At 42.5% G+C, this 13,684-nt stretch carries 17 protein-coding genes; 7 read left to right on the top strand and 10 right to left on the bottom strand.

From position 1 onward, the window contains the following. Positions 1-41 precede the first annotated feature (41 nt). Positions 42-671 (bottom strand): 23S rRNA (uridine(2552)-2'-O)-methyltransferase RlmE, encoded by a 630-nt coding sequence (gene rlmE, locus BM135_RS00570; protein WP_092516835.1) that lies wholly within the window; start codon positions 669-671, stop codon positions 42-44. 134 nt (positions 672-805) lie between these two features. On the opposite strand from rlmE, the gene yhbY reads away from it, so the two are divergent. Then, positions 806-1,099, top strand: a complete 294-nt coding sequence (gene yhbY / locus BM135_RS00565) for a ribosome assembly RNA-binding protein YhbY (RefSeq protein ID WP_139204057.1) — start codon at positions 806-808, stop codon at positions 1,097-1,099. 139 nt (positions 1,100-1,238) lie between these two features. On the opposite strand, the gene greA is transcribed toward yhbY, so the two are convergent. Further along, on the bottom strand, positions 1,239-1,715 hold the full coding sequence (gene greA / locus BM135_RS00560; RefSeq protein ID WP_092516831.1) for a transcription elongation factor GreA: 477 nt from the start codon (positions 1,713-1,715) through the stop codon (positions 1,239-1,241). Positions 1,716-1,987: 272 nt separating this feature from the next. Here greA and dacB point away from each other — a divergent pair, with 272 nt between their 5' ends. After that, a complete protein-coding gene (gene dacB / locus BM135_RS00555) occupies positions 1,988-3,436 on the top strand; it encodes a serine-type D-Ala-D-Ala carboxypeptidase (RefSeq protein WP_092516830.1) in 1,449 nt (482 codons plus the stop codon). An 86-nt stretch (positions 3,437-3,522) separates the two neighbouring features. On the opposite strand, the gene cgtA is transcribed toward dacB, so the two are convergent. From cgtA to rplU, 3 genes are all read right to left on the bottom strand, one after another. Then, a complete protein-coding gene (gene cgtA / locus BM135_RS00550) occupies positions 3,523-4,689 on the bottom strand; it encodes an Obg family GTPase CgtA (protein ID WP_092516821.1) in 1,167 nt (388 codons plus the stop codon). A 127-nt stretch (positions 4,690-4,816) separates the two neighbouring features. Next, positions 4,817-5,074, bottom strand: a complete 258-nt coding sequence (gene rpmA / locus BM135_RS00545) for a 50S ribosomal protein L27 (RefSeq protein WP_010845218.1) — start codon at positions 5,072-5,074, stop codon at positions 4,817-4,819. Positions 5,075-5,094: 20 nt separating this feature from the next. After that, the gene (gene rplU / locus BM135_RS00540) at positions 5,095-5,403 is read right to left on the bottom strand and encodes a 50S ribosomal protein L21 (protein WP_010845219.1); all 309 of its coding nucleotides are present in this window, start codon (positions 5,401-5,403) and stop codon (positions 5,095-5,097) included. 251 nt (positions 5,404-5,654) lie between these two features. Between rplU and ispB the strand changes: the two genes are divergently transcribed. Next, positions 5,655-6,626 carry an octaprenyl diphosphate synthase gene (gene ispB, locus BM135_RS00535; protein WP_092516815.1) on the top strand — a complete coding sequence of 324 codons (972 nt, stop codon included), beginning with the start codon at positions 5,655-5,657 and terminating at the stop codon, positions 6,624-6,626. 27 nt (positions 6,627-6,653) lie between these two features. On the opposite strand, the gene BM135_RS00530 is transcribed toward ispB, so the two are convergent. Next, complete coding sequence (locus BM135_RS00530) at positions 6,654-7,034, bottom strand: DNA-binding protein (RefSeq protein ID WP_092516813.1); 381 nt, start codon at positions 7,032-7,034, stop codon at positions 6,654-6,656. 75 nt (positions 7,035-7,109) lie between these two features. Beyond that, positions 7,110-7,457 carry a DNA-binding protein gene (locus tag BM135_RS00525; RefSeq protein WP_092516812.1) on the bottom strand — a complete coding sequence of 116 codons (348 nt, stop codon included), beginning with the start codon at positions 7,455-7,457 and terminating at the stop codon, positions 7,110-7,112. 187 nt (positions 7,458-7,644) lie between these two features. On the opposite strand from BM135_RS00525, the gene BM135_RS00520 reads away from it, so the two are divergent. Continuing rightward, entirely contained in the window at positions 7,645-7,911 is a 267-nt protein-coding gene (locus tag BM135_RS00520) for a helix-turn-helix domain-containing protein (protein ID WP_092516811.1), read from the top strand. 105 nt (positions 7,912-8,016) lie between these two features. Here the strand turns inward: BM135_RS00520 and mdh are convergent, their stop codons facing one another. Next, complete coding sequence (gene mdh, locus BM135_RS00515) at positions 8,017-8,955, bottom strand: malate dehydrogenase (RefSeq protein ID WP_092516810.1); 939 nt, start codon at positions 8,953-8,955, stop codon at positions 8,017-8,019. Positions 8,956-9,460: 505 nt separating this feature from the next. Between mdh and argR the strand changes: the two genes are divergently transcribed. Then, positions 9,461-9,931: a transcriptional regulator ArgR gene (argR, locus tag BM135_RS00510; protein WP_092516809.1), complete on the top strand. Its 471-nt coding sequence runs from the start codon at positions 9,461-9,463 to the stop codon at positions 9,929-9,931. 117 nt (positions 9,932-10,048) lie between these two features. Here argR and mpl read toward each other — a convergent pair whose 3' ends face one another. After that, positions 10,049-11,419, bottom strand: a complete 1,371-nt coding sequence (gene mpl, locus BM135_RS00505; RefSeq protein ID WP_092516808.1) for a UDP-N-acetylmuramate:L-alanyl-gamma-D-glutamyl-meso-diaminopimelate ligase — start codon at positions 11,417-11,419, stop codon at positions 10,049-10,051. A 172-nt stretch (positions 11,420-11,591) separates the two neighbouring features. Here mpl and fbp point away from each other — a divergent pair, with 172 nt between their 5' ends. Both fbp and ppa read left to right on the top strand, forming a co-directional pair. Beyond that, a complete protein-coding gene (gene fbp, locus BM135_RS00500; RefSeq protein ID WP_092516806.1) occupies positions 11,592-12,596 on the top strand; it encodes a class 1 fructose-bisphosphatase in 1,005 nt (334 codons plus the stop codon). Between the two features lie 107 nt (positions 12,597-12,703). Next, positions 12,704-13,234: an inorganic diphosphatase gene (gene ppa, locus BM135_RS00495; RefSeq protein ID WP_092516805.1), complete on the top strand. Its 531-nt coding sequence runs from the start codon at positions 12,704-12,706 to the stop codon at positions 13,232-13,234. Between the two features lie 102 nt (positions 13,235-13,336). On the opposite strand, the gene BM135_RS00490 is transcribed toward ppa, so the two are convergent. Further along, positions 13,337-13,684, bottom strand: a complete 348-nt coding sequence (locus BM135_RS00490) for a gamma-glutamylcyclotransferase family protein (protein WP_092516804.1) — start codon at positions 13,682-13,684, stop codon at positions 13,337-13,339.

The raw sequence follows: 13,684 nt of genomic DNA, 5'->3' as shown, positions 1-13,684 counted from the left end.
ACCTCATATTACAACTGTGTTAACAAATAGTAGTCAGGGTACTATACTTTCCGCCCTGTCGCTACAATATATACTTCACGTGATCTTGCCCGCGAAGCTTCTGGTTTACGAGTTTTTACCTTCGCAAAAAGGGAGCGTATTTCCCTCAGGTATTCATCAAAGCCTTCTCCCTGAAACACTTTGACAATAAAACTACCCCCAGGGGCCAGCACATCACGACACATATCCAACGCTAACTCAACCAGATACATGGATCGGGGAATATCGACCGCGGGGGTTCCACTCATATTGGGAGCCATATCCGACATGACGACCTGGACTTTATTATCACCAACTCTCTCAAGTAATGTTTTCAATACGAGCTCATCACGAAAATCTCCTTGAAGGAAATCGACTCCAACTATCGGGTCCATCGGCAACAGATCACAAGCAATTACTCGTCCATTATTGCCAATCTGACTAACTACATATTGAGACCATCCCCCCGGAGCAGCGCCTAAATCAACAACGGTCATGCCCGGTTTAAAGATTTTGTCGCTTTGCTGTATCTCATCAAGTTTAAACCAAGCGCGAGAGCGAAGCCCCTTTTTCTGCGCCTGAAGAACATATTTATCACTAAAATGTTCCTGTAACCAGCGACTTGAGCTTGCTGAACGTTTTTTATTGGCCATTGTTCTTTCCAACTATACTAATAAAGAGCCTTATTTTTTGCGCTCTCTTATCAAACCACACCACACTTTTATGGTGATAGATATGAGATGGCGGTAGAATATGCCGTTTTCAATCCCAACTAAGTAAAAAAACGATGACTCTTAACAAGAAACAAGTCCAATACCTGAAAAGCCTCGCTCATTCATTAAAGCCTGTCGTTATGATCGGCAATAATGGGCTAACCGAAGGCGTGTTGGCTGAAATCGAACAAACTCTTTCACATCACGAGCTTATCAAAGTCAAAGTTGCAGGCGAAGACCGTGAGCTAAAAACTTTGATCGCTGAAGCGATTGTTCGTGAAACTGGTGCACATAATGTGCAAATCATTGGAAAAATGTTAGTTCTCTACCGTCCATCAGAAGAACGCAAGATTAGTCTACCTAAATAATCACGGCATATTTGTACAAAAATGCCATATTGATTGCATTTACTATGATAAAAAAGGCCAAAAACTGGCCTTTTTTTCTTCCATATCAACTTCCATGTCAACTTCACATATCAGCACAATAGCCGATTATCATGGTGTTTTAGAGATAATCCACATTCAAAACTTCGTATTCCACTTGACCGCCGGGCGTGGTGATCACAACAACATCATCCACTTCTTTACCAATCAGGCCACGAGCAATCGGTGAATTTACTGAAAGAAGATTTTCTTTAATATTTGCTTCATCATCACCTACAATACGGTAGTTCTGCTCTTCATCAGAATCCACGTTCAGTACCGTTACCGTTGCTCCAAAAATCACCCGGCCACTGTTAGTCATCTTCGTAACATCAATCACCTGTGCATTAGAAAGTTTAGCCTCAATTTCTTGAATACGGCCTTCGCAGAAACCCTGCTGCTCACGAGCGGCATGATATTCCGCGTTTTCTTTCAAATCACCGTGCTCACGTGCATCAGCGATTGCGGCAATAATTTGAGGGCGACGTACATTTTTCAAATGTTCTAATTCTTCGCGCAATTTATCCGCGCCACGTACAGTCATCGGAATTTGTTTCATTTATAAAACCTCTAAATCAATCCTAAGCCCAAACACATCTTCCTGATTTTTGTAATAACAGCACAATGAGCACACCCTATCAGGCGGGCCTCCAGACAATAAAAGGAGTGTAAACCCAGCATAATCTGAAGTTCACATGCATATTTACCTGCTAATCTAGCATTCTAACGTAGAGTTGATGATGGATCATCGTTTACTTTTCCGTTGAATTGCACCTTAGTATTATTAATACAAATATTTTTGGAATACATTCACCTTCGTATGCGAGATCTATGGCTCTTTTAAAAATTACCAACAGAATAGCTTGTATACTCAGTTTAAGCCTGAGTATTTTCAGTGCAAGTGCCTCTTCTATTGAGAAAAGTGCCCAATATTTACCTACGGGAACTAATTTTTCATTTATCGCCCAAATAGTTGGCTCAAAAGAACCATTAATTGATTACCGTGGGCAACAGATGGCTTTACCTGCAAGTACGCAGAAAATTGTAACGGCATTGGCAGCTCTATTACAGCTTGGTAAGGATTACCGTTTTATAACAACACTGGAAAGTGATGCTAATATTTCCGATGGCGTATTAGAAGGTAATCTAGTGGCCCGTTTTGTAGGTGACCCGATGCTAACGCGCTCGCAACTGCGCAATATGGTCGAGAACTTAAAACAATCTGGCATCAAAAAAATTAATGGCGATCTCATCATAGATGTTTCAATTTTTGCCAGCCACGATAAAGCGCCCGGCTGGGCATGGAACGATATGACCCAATGCTTCAGTGCTCCTCCATCAGCAGCAATCGTGGATAAGAACTGCTTTTCTGTTTCACTTTTCAGCTCAAAACAACCTGATGAGCAGGCATTTGTCCTTGTACCCTCTTTTTATCCTGTCAATGTGTTCAGTGAAGTCAAAACATTGGCTAAGGGATCACCAGAAGCAAAGTATTGTGAACTTGATGTTACGGTGGGCGACTTGAATCGATACACTCTCACAGGTTGTCTGGCACAACGCGATAAACCACTCCCACTGGTATTTGCCATCCAAAATGGACCTAGTTATGCTGGCAATATCCTGAAAAATGAACTGAATATTGCAGATATTGAGTTAAAAAGCCATATACGACGCCAATCAATCCCCCTACGCCCAGAAAAAATTCTCGCCCTGAATCAGTCTGTACCATTAAATAATATGCTCAAAATCATGTTGAAAAAATCAGATAACATGATTGCAGATACAATCTTTCGTACCCTCGGTCATCGTTATTTCAATGTTCCGGGCACGTGGCGGTCAGGTTCTGATGCCGTTCGTCAGATTCTGAAACAAAAAGCTGGTATTGATTTAAGGAATACCATCATGGTGGATGGTTCGGGTCTTTCACGCCACAATTTAATCAGATCGGCAACCATGATGGCGATATTGCAATTTATTGCTCAGCACAATGATGAACTGAATTTCATCTCCATGTTGCCCCGTGCAGGATATGATGGCACGTTGGCTTATCGTCCTGGTCTGCATGAGTCGGGGGTTGATGGTAACGTCTTTGCCAAAACGGGATCATTACAAGGGGTTTATAATCTCGCAGGGTTTATGACTACCGCCAGTGGGCAACAAATTGCTTTTGTCCAATTTATCTCTGGGTACTCTGTTCCCCCTGAGGAGCAACGAACTCGCCGTGTTCCATTATCACGTTTTGAAAATAATCTGTATAAAACGTTATACCAAAACCACTAAACAGACTCAGCTGTTCAAAAAAGATTGAACGAAAAAAGGCGCTGTATTTAGCGCCCTTTTGTTATATTCGAATATCTACATGAAGATTAGTGTTTATAAATAAACTCAACACCTTCGTCATCTTCTTCGTCCCAGTCATCATCCCAATCTTCATCAGATGATTGCTGCAACTGTTCTTTATGGTAGTCATCCCACATGAATTCGACTTTTTCGGGCTGAGATTCTTCCGACGTTTCCATGCTACGAGGCTGCGTCTTCATAAATTCCATAATGTCCCAGCAAAGCTCTTTCACGCCCTGACGGTTCACAGCTGAGATCATGTAATAATCACCTTCCCAGCCAAGCTCATCAGCAATGGCTTTTGCCCGCTGCTTAGCTTCTTCTGGATCTGTGAGATCTATCTTGTTAAACACCAACCAACGCGGTTTTTCTGCCAATTTTTCACTATATTTGTGCAACTCTTTGATGATGATACGGGCATTTTCAACCGGATCAGACTCATCGATCGGGCAGAGATCAATCAAATGCAGCAATACACGGCAACGTTCCAAATGTTTCAAGAAACGAATGCCCAATCCAGCACCTTCTGATGCCCCTTCAATCAAACCAGGGATATCCGCTACTACAAAGCTCTGCTCGTTATCCATACGCACGACGCCAAGACTTGGCACCAGAGTTGTAAACGGATAATCAGCTACTTTCGGTTTTGCTGCCGATACAGCGCGGATAAAGGTGGATTTGCCTGCATTTGGCATACCCAGCATTCCCACATCAGCCAGCAACATCAGTTCTAACATCAGCTCACGGTTTTCTCCAGGTGTTCCCATCGTTCTTTGACGAGGAGCACGATTCACCGAAGATTTAAAACGGGTATTGCCAAGGCCGTGGAAGCCTCCTTTTGCAACCATAAAACGCTGTTCATGGCGCACCATATCCCCAAGTACTTCTCCCGTGGCAATATCACGCACACGAGTTCCAACTGGAACTTTAATGGTAATATCCTGACCACGTTTACCAGTGCAATCGCGGCTTTGTCCATTTTGACCACGTTCAGCGCGGAAGGATTTTTCAAAACGGTAATCAATCAGTGTATTGAGGTTTTCATCTGCCAGTAGGTAGACATCACCACCATCACCACCATCACCGCCATCCGGCCCACCTTTGGGAATATATTTCTCACGACGGAAGCTGACGCAACCATTGCCACCATCTCCCGCGACAACCAGAATCCTGGCTTCATCTACAAATTTCATCATTTTTCTCCGTAGGATAGCCACTGTAAAGCTGGATGGCTGATGTACCCAGAGATGGCGTAATCCAAAATATAAAAAGCCCCGCAACACATTGCAGGGCTTCCGGTTCGATTAAGATTCAAAAAACTTATTCAGCTTCGATGCTGATGAATTTACGGTTTTTTGGACCTTTAACTTCGAATTTAATTTTTCCGTCAGCTAATGCGAACAGGGTGTGGTCACGGCCACAACCTACGTTGTTACCTGCGTGGAATTTAGTACCACGTTGACGAACGATGATGCTACCTGCCAAAACAGACTCACCACCAAAACGTTTTACACCCAGACGTTTGCTTTCAGAATCGCGACCGTTACGAGTCGAGCCGCCAGCCTTTTTGTGTGCCATTAATCTGCTCTCCTAAAATCTTAAGCGATGCCAGTGATTTTAACATCAGTGAACCACTGACGGTGGCCCTGTTGCTTACGGCTATGTTTACGACGACGAAACTTAACAATTTTAATTTTCTCGCCACGACCGTGAGCAACAACTTCAGCTTTAATTTTAACGCCTTCAACTACTGGAGCGCCGATTTTGATGTCTTCACCATTAGCGACCATCAGCACCTGGTCAAACTCAACCGTTTCACCTGTTGCGATGTCCAGCTTTTCCAAGCGAATTGTTTGGCCTTCGCTTACTCGGTGTTGTTTACCACCACTTTGGAAAACTGCGTACATATAAACTCCGCTTTCCGCACACCCCCTAAAAATTCTTTCCAGAGTGCGCTATAAAATATTCACAATAGGGCGCGAATTCTACGCAAAAACCGTTTGGAAGACAAGTGCAGAATTAGAACAGATGAGAAAAAAACAGAGTTTTTCAATTGTCATTTATTTGAACGGTTTTTCAAGTACAATCGATATATCATGATATCTATTGATATGCTAATTAATGAGCACAGCTCTGAATCAGAGTCCAAAGCCAAAACATGAATTTAGAATCGATAATTAAACTTACCGCTAATGATATGACAGCGGTTAATGAAACCATTCTTAACCAATTAAATTCTGATGTTGCGCTGATCAACCAACTTGGTTACTACATTATCAGCGGTGGTGGCAAGCGCATTCGGCCAATGATAGCAGTACTGGCAGGCAAAGCTCTTCATTGCGAAGACAAAAAGCACATAAAAGTTGCTGCTTTGATTGAATTTATCCACACAGCAACATTGCTGCATGATGATGTTGTTGATGAATCTGACATGCGCCGTGGAAAGGCGACAGCCAACTCCATCTATGGCAATGCTACCAGTGTCCTTGTGGGTGATTTCATTTATACGCGTTCATTTCAAATGATGACCGACCTTGACTCCATGCGCGTATTGAAATTGATGTCTGACGCCACTAATGTCATTGCTGAAGGCGAAGTAATGCAGTTGATGAACTGTAATGATCCTGATATTTCAGAAGATGACTATATGAGGGTTATTTATAGTAAAACTGCCCGCCTGTTTGAAGTCGCAGCCCACTCGGCAGCCATTCTTGCCAATGCCACTCCTGAGCAAGAAGTAGCATTGCGTGATTATGGTCGTTATCTGGGAACAGCATTTCAATTAATTGACGATCTGCTGGATTACGACGCAGACAACAACACGCTCGGCAAGAATACTGGGGATGACCTGAACGAAGGCAAGCCAACATTGCCCCTTTTGCACGCCATGAACCATGGAACGCCGGAACAATCCGCTTTAATCCGAAGTGCGATTGAACAAGGAAATGGCCGCCATTTGCTGGATACCGTACTCGCAACAATGAAACAGTGTGGCTCACTTAAATACACCCGTCAACGGGCGGAGGAAGAAGCAGATAAGGCAATTTCAGCATTGCAAATACTGGACGATTCTCCATACAAGGCGGCCCTTGAGGGATTAGCTCATGTCGCTGTACAGCGACTTTCCTGAATTGAATCAATCAGTATCCCAGATTACTCAATCTGGGATACTGTCTTTACTATCAATATTTTGAATACCAACGCATTGGACAAGGCTAGCCAGCCCTTTTCTCAAAATGAACTTGACCATTCGTTCCCTTTCGGATTTGCTCAGCTGGTAATAAGCCTCCACCCAGATTATAAATGGATCCTGTCGCTTATTCCGGTAGTACTCGACCGAATTGTCACTGACAGTCAGTACATTCAGTACTTCTTCGGGCAAACTGTTGACATTATATTCGAGCGCCTTTCCCTGCACTCCGCGCTTACGGCGTTGTTCCCAACCTTCGCGTCTTGCCATCAGATTAACTCCTTGGGGAGACGATGGCAGCCCTGCGAGGCCGATGAGTTCCTTTGCAGAATACCATTCTTTCTTCATCTTTTTCTCCTCGCTTTGTACTAGAGCAGTGAAGAGAAAGCCAAATTTTAAACATTTAGCTTTTCAAAAGCTGCCTCAAGTAGCTGTAATTTTTTCTAAAAAACTTCTTATGCCATCTCGTAATATCACTTCGATAATTACCTCTTTTTCTTCCTCGTTGAGTAAATTAAATGCACTTACCCAAATAGATAGAGGGTCTTGTTTCTGAACCTGATATTCCGCTGACGTTTCATGAAGTTCCAAAGCCGTCAAAGTTGATTCAGGAAAACAAGAGTAATGGTATTCAATCGCCCTTCCTTGAACACCTGTCCGTTTTTGCTTCAACCACTCTTCACGTTTTGCTCTGGCATTAACTCCTTGTGGTGATCTAGGTAACTCACCTACACCGGTCAACTCCATTGCCGTATACCACTCTTTTTTCATAATGTTTCTCTATTTTTGTAACCAAGTTCAAAAAAGAAGTTATTAAGAAAAATTTAGAAATATTTTTAGAAAAAATAATGTTATTTTATTTTCTTAATAACAGATCCATGTTCGTTATTAATTTCACATTAACGCTTTAGTTATACCACTAATGTGGCTTCAAATTTAATAGGAAAGGATTAAAAAAATGATTTCTATGAAATCGGATTGGCATCCTGCTGATATTATTGCCGCTTTACGTAAACGTGGAACTACGTTAGCAGCCGTTTCTCGTGAAGCGGGGCTGAGTTCATCAACTTTGGCGAATACACTTTCTCGCCCATGGCCCAAGGGAGAATGGATAATAGCGGATTACTTAGAATTACATCCGTCTGAAATATGGCCAAGCCGTTATTTCAATCCCCATACAGGAGAATTATTAGAGAGGAAAGTTCGAGATAAAAAGAATAATTAGCTATCAGTATAATTGAAAAAAACCGCTAGTTATTTCGAACTAGCGGTTTTAGTTATCTAATATATTTAACTTAATTCTTATATTAATAAATTAATAATAAATGAATTAATCGTTAATAAATTTTTCGCCCAATTCAATATCTTTCTTCAAAACATCCAACATGTTATCTAATGACTTCTGTTCAAAGTCACTCAACTTGCCAATATCTAAACGTTCTTCGATACCATTTTTCCCTAAGCGTACAGGCTGCGCAAAGAAACGGGCATATTTGCCATCACCTTCAACATAGCTGCACTCAACAACATTGCTTTCGCCTTGCAGACCACGAATCAGAGACAATCCCAAACGTGCCGCCGCTTGTCCCATAGACAATGTTGCAGAACCGCCACCCGCTTTCGCTTCAACGACTTCAGTACCTGCGTTCTGGATACGTTTGGTCAATGCTTCAACTTTTTCATCAGTGAAGCTAACACCTGGAACTTGAGACAATAATGGCAAAATAGTTACGCCGGAATGTCCACCAATCACTGGAACTTCCAACTCTTCTGGTTTTTTGCCTTTCAATTCAGCAACAAACGTGTTGGAACGGATAATATCCAATGTTGTTACACCAAACAGGCGGTTCTTATCGTATACCCCTTCTTTTTTCAGTACCTCGGCAGCAATTGCTACAGTGGTATTGACTGGGTTGGTAATAATCCCAATTAATGCTTTTGGACAAGTTTTAGCGACCTGCTGAACCAGATTACGAATGATTCCCGCATTAATATTGAACAAATCGGAACGATCCATACCAGGTTTACGTGCCACACCCGCAGAAATCAATACGACATCTGCACCTACCAGTGCAGGAGTTGCATCTTCACCAGCAAAACCTGTGATTTTGACTGCTGTTGGAATATGGCTCAGATCGGCTGCCACGCCTGGGGTCACCGGAGCAATGTCATACAAGGAAAGTTCTGAACCTGAAGGAAGCTGGGTCTTGAGTAGAAGGGCAAGTGCCTGACCAATACCACCGGCTGCACCGAGAACTGCAACTTTCATCCTGATACTCCTTAAATAAGTGCTATAAAAAGTTTAAACCTGTACGGTTAAGAGAATGCTTTCATTTTTTCCATCATCAATATAATGATCGAGAAGGCTCTCATCCTACTCATCACTACGTCTTAAAAACAATCTGTTAACAGTCAGATTATCCACCTAATGACCCGATGATGGAATACCAAAGTTGTCTTATTCTAGACAAAAGGCTTATCTGTTAATGAGATAACGGACACTTTTTTGAGAATTATTTCAGTTGTATTACTCATCAATTAGTTAATTACCTCATCCTTCTCTTTCACACTAAACAACACCATTTAATTAACAATACATTTACTATGCTTAATCTGGAGAAAAGAAAACTATATTAATATCCAGACTATCAGTAAGGTAATATCTAAAAATATACAATTATGCTCTATATATTGGTTTTTTCTTCTCTTTCTTGAATAAAAATTCACTCTTTCGCATAATGTCGGCCTGATAACAGATTCAACGATGGTGAAATATGCGTGTTCCTTCGAAACAGGAAGATTTGGTAAAAGCTTTCAAGGCATTATTGAAAGAAGAAAAATTCAGCTCTCAAGGTGAAATTGTTTCAGCACTCCAGGATGAAGGGTTTGAAAATATCAACCAATCTAAAGTTTCCAGAATGCTGACGAAATTTGGTGCTGTCCGAACCCGTAATGCAAAGATGGAAATGGTCTACTGCCTACCAGCAGAACTGGGTGTTCCCACTGCCACCAGCCCATTAAAAAATCTGGTATTAGATGTCGATTATAATCATAGCGTTGTTGTCATACGAACTAGCCCTGGCGCAGCACAGTTAATTGCACGTCTATTAGATTCATTGGGGAAAGCAGAAGGGATTCTTGGCAGTATTGCAGGAGATGACACTATTTTCTCTACACCAGCACAAAACTTTACGACCAAGCAACTCTACGAAGCAATTCTCAACCTGTTTGAGCAGGAACTTTAATCTATGGATCTGCCGTATGCCAAACCAATCAAAATAGGCCTACGGCAGACCAAAATATAAGATTATATGAAGAATTTGCCCAATAGGCGCTATTCCCCATTGCAGAGAGCATAACAATTAAACTGTACTTGCTTTCTTCGTCAATTCGGCCAGTAGCTTCTCATGAATTCCATCAAACCCGCCGTTACTCATAATCAAAATATGATCGCCCGGCTGTGCTGTTTCTACAATCATTTTAACCAAAGCATCAATATCAGCACTCCAACGAGCTGGCTGAATACACTGTTCAGCAATTTCAATAACTTGCCACGGAATATTGGTAGGCTGATAGAGAAAGACTTCGTCAGCGCGCCCCATGGAAGGTGCAATATCATTTTTGCTCATTCCCATTTTCATGGTATTAGACCGAGGTTCCAGTACAGCAAGAATGCGAGCCATTCCGCCCACTTTGCTTCTCAGCGCTTCCATTGTAGCTAAAATGGCCGTTGGATGATGGGCAAAATCATCATACACTGAGATGCCATTGACTTCGCCGCATAATTCAAGGCGACGGCGAGCATTAATAAATTTGCTTAGTGCCCGACAAGCATCCACAGGTTGAACTCCCACATGATAGGCTGCCACAATCGCGATCAAACCATTATGCATATTGTGTTCACCGACTAGTGACCACTTCACTTCTCCAATCAATTCACCATGATGGAAGACCTGATAATTACTACTATCCTGGCTGACTTTCTTCGCCTGCCAATTACCACTTTCTCCGATCTGTTCCAGTTCACTCCAACATCCCATTGAAAGCACATGCTTCAAATTAACATCATTATCAGGAACAATGATTTTCCCTGTACTCGGCACAACTCTGACAAGATGGTGGAACTGTTTTTGAATCGCCGCCAAATTTTCAAAAATGTCGGCGTGATCAAATTCCAGATTGTTCATGATCAGTGTACGGGGATTGTAATGGACAAATTTTGAACGCTTGTCAAAAAAGGCACAATCGTATTCATCAGCTTCAATCACAAAAAATGGGCTTTCACCGATTTGTGCTGAAACCTCAAAATTACCTGGTACACCACCGATCAAGAATCCCGGTTTATAGCCACAATCTTCCAAAATCCAGGCCAACATGCCAGCCGTTGTTGTTTTGCCGTGGGTTCCCGCGACAGCCAATACCCAGCGTTCCGGCAATACATGATCATGTAGCCATTGCGGGCCAGAAGTATAAGGAATGCCACGATCCAGTACCGCTTCCACGCAAGAATTACCGCGTGTCATAGCATTACCAATGATCACCAGATCCGGAGCAGGATCAAGTTGTGTCGGGTCATATCCTTGGATCAGCTCAATACCCTGTTTTTCCAGCAGGGTGCTCATTGGTGGATATACATTAGCATCAGAGCCAGTCACTTCATGGCCCTGTGCACGAGCGAGGATCGCCAACCCTCCCATAAAAGTACCGCAAATGCCGAGAATATGAATACGCATTTATTTCTACCCGATATCATGAACTGTATCACTATTCTAACCATCAAATTAGAGATTAGAAATGCAATAGCCTATGAATCATCTGATTCTTTAGCTAAACTGCCCGCGCATGAGTGCAACACAAAAGTGAAGCACGCTTCCTAAAACCACAATCAAATTCAAGGCCTTTGTCATGAAAACATTAGGCGAATTCATCGTCGAAAAACAGCACGATTTTCCTCATGCTACAGGTGAACTGACTGCATTGCTGTCTGCCATTAAGTTAGGTGCCAAAATCATTCATAGAGATATCAATAAAGCTGGTCTGGTGGATATTTTGGGCACGAGTGGTGTATCTAATGTTCAGGGTGAAGTTCAGATGAAACTGGACTTATATGCCAATGAAAAACTTAAGGCAGCACTGAAAGCACGCGGCGAAGTTGCAGGTATTGCTTCTGAGGAAGAAGACGAGATCGTTATTTTTGATGGCGACCGAGCAGAAAATGCGAAGTATGTTGTTTTGATGGATCCACTGGATGGTTCTTCGAATATTGATGTAAACGTTTCCGTCGGGACTATTTTCTCGATTTACCATCGAATTACTCCGATTGGTCAGCCTGTAACCGAAGAAGATTTTCTGCAACCGGGAAATCGTCAGGTTGCAGCAGGTTATGTGGTTTATGGTTCATCCACAATGCTGGTTTACACTACAGGCTGTGGTGTCCATACTTTTACTTATGATCCTTCCCTTGGTGTATTCTGTCTGACCCATGAAAAAGTCCAATTCCCAGAAAAGGGCAATATGTACTCTATCAACGAAGGGAACTACATCAGATTCCCGATGGGCGTGAAAAAATACATCAAATATTGCCAAGAGCAGGACGAAGCGACCCAGCGTCCTTACACAACCCGTTATATCGGCTCTCTGGTTGCAGATTTCCACCGCAATTTGCTGAAGGGTGGCATCTATATTTATCCAAGCACTGCGAGCTATCCAACCGGAAAACTGCGCCTATTGTACGAGTGCAACCCAATTGCGTTTCTTGCTGAACAGGCTGGCGGCAAGGCCAGTGATGGCGCTAACCGCATTCTGGATATCGCACCAACTAAATTACATCAGCGCGTTCCTTTCTTCGTGGGAACTAAATCAATGGTAGAAAAAGCCGAGAGTTTTATGGCTGAGTTTCCAGATGAATAAGCTCTGCCGGGATATGGGCATAACACCGAAAAATGAAATTACTTTAAGTCTGTTTTGGCTATAATACTCCGCTCTCCATTTTGGTTTGAAATTGAAGGAAACTTTTTATGAGCCTGAACAATGTACCAGCGGGAAAAGACCTGCCTGAAGATATCTATGTCATTATTGAGATCCCAGCAAACGCTGATCCGATCAAATATGAAGTAGACAAAGAATCTGGTGCTCTGTTTGTAGACCGTTTCATGTCAACTGCGATGTTCTACCCATGTAACTACGGTTACATCAATAATACTCTGTCCCTCGACGGTGACCCAGTTGACGTATTAGTTCCAACACCATACCCATTACAGCCAGGTTCCGTTATTCGCTGCCGTCCAGTCGGTGTTCTGAAAATGACTGACGAATCAGGTGAAGATGCGAAATTGGTCGCTGTTCCTCATACCAAACTGAGCAAAGAATACGATCACATCAAAGATGTGAACGATCTGCCAGAATTGCTGCGTGCCCAAATCACTCACTTCTTCGAGCACTACAAAGATCTGGAAAAAGGCAAGTGGGTTAAAGTTGATGGCTGGGATAACGTTGAGGCTGCTAAGGCTGAAATCCTGTCTTCTTTCGAACGCGCTGCAAAAAAATAATCCGAACAGATAATTGCGGGTTTTAATGCAAAAAACCTCTGTCCCTATCAGGGCAGAGGTTTTTAATCCTAAACAAGGTCACAAACAATGAATCACTAATTTTTATTCTTCACTGTGGCGTGTTAGCCAATCACCTCTTGTTATCCTATGCAATCCCTCAACAGGCAATTTATAGAGGTAAATCCACGCCTTGCCATAAGGTGTTTCAATCAGTTCTCTTCGGTACTCCTGAGAGTTCTTTTTCAACTCATCCAATTCTGTCAGGATGGATGGCGTAATACGATATACTTCACATTCGATTGTTCCTTCGCCACTGATAACTGCCGGATAATGCCCCAGATCATAAAGTTCATAACCTTCTAATCTGTGTTCTCCTAACAATTGGGCATCCGTCATCCAGTGATGATTGCCTTGTTTTTGCCTCAGGCTACCATAAACAATAACTCGCAT

The organism is Xenorhabdus japonica, assembly GCF_900115195.1.
Classification (GTDB): Bacteria; Pseudomonadota; Gammaproteobacteria; order Enterobacterales; family Enterobacteriaceae; genus Xenorhabdus; species Xenorhabdus japonica.
Note: the sequence above shows the minus strand (reverse complement) of the source record. Positions and strands in the feature narration are given on the sequence as shown.

Bases quoted from the DNA above. Each gene is read 5' to 3' on its own strand.
- rlmE (WP_092516835.1), bottom strand. From the start codon at position 671: ATGGCCAATAAAAAACGTTCAGCAAGCTCAAGTCGCTGGTTACAGGAA.
- yhbY (WP_139204057.1), top strand. From the start codon at position 806: ATGACTCTTAACAAGAAACAAGTCCAATACCTGAAAAGCCTCGCTCAT.
- greA (WP_092516831.1), bottom strand. From the start codon at position 1,715: ATGAAACAAATTCCGATGACTGTACGTGGCGCGGATAAATTGCGCGAA.
- dacB (WP_092516830.1), top strand. From the start codon at position 1,988: ATGGCTCTTTTAAAAATTACCAACAGAATAGCTTGTATACTCAGTTTA.
- cgtA (WP_092516821.1), bottom strand. From the start codon at position 4,689: ATGAAATTTGTAGATGAAGCCAGGATTCTGGTTGTCGCGGGAGATGGT.
- rpmA (WP_010845218.1), bottom strand. From the start codon at position 5,074: ATGGCACACAAAAAGGCTGGCGGCTCGACTCGTAACGGTCGCGATTCT.
- rplU (WP_010845219.1), bottom strand. From the start codon at position 5,403: ATGTACGCAGTTTTCCAAAGTGGTGGTAAACAACACCGAGTAAGCGAA.
- ispB (WP_092516815.1), top strand. From the start codon at position 5,655: ATGAATTTAGAATCGATAATTAAACTTACCGCTAATGATATGACAGCG.
- BM135_RS00530 (WP_092516813.1), bottom strand. From the start codon at position 7,034: ATGAAGAAAGAATGGTATTCTGCAAAGGAACTCATCGGCCTCGCAGGG.
- BM135_RS00525 (WP_092516812.1), bottom strand. From the start codon at position 7,457: ATGAAAAAAGAGTGGTATACGGCAATGGAGTTGACCGGTGTAGGTGAG.
- BM135_RS00520 (WP_092516811.1), top strand. From the start codon at position 7,645: ATGATTTCTATGAAATCGGATTGGCATCCTGCTGATATTATTGCCGCT.
- mdh (WP_092516810.1), bottom strand. From the start codon at position 8,955: ATGAAAGTTGCAGTTCTCGGTGCAGCCGGTGGTATTGGTCAGGCACTT.
- argR (WP_092516809.1), top strand. From the start codon at position 9,461: ATGCGTGTTCCTTCGAAACAGGAAGATTTGGTAAAAGCTTTCAAGGCA.
- mpl (WP_092516808.1), bottom strand. From the start codon at position 11,419: ATGCGTATTCATATTCTCGGCATTTGCGGTACTTTTATGGGAGGGTTG.
- fbp (WP_092516806.1), top strand. From the start codon at position 11,592: ATGAAAACATTAGGCGAATTCATCGTCGAAAAACAGCACGATTTTCCT.
- ppa (WP_092516805.1), top strand. From the start codon at position 12,704: ATGAGCCTGAACAATGTACCAGCGGGAAAAGACCTGCCTGAAGATATC.
- BM135_RS00490 (WP_092516804.1), bottom strand. From the start codon at position 13,684: ATGCGAGTTATTGTTTATGGTAGCCTGAGGCAAAAACAAGGCAATCAT.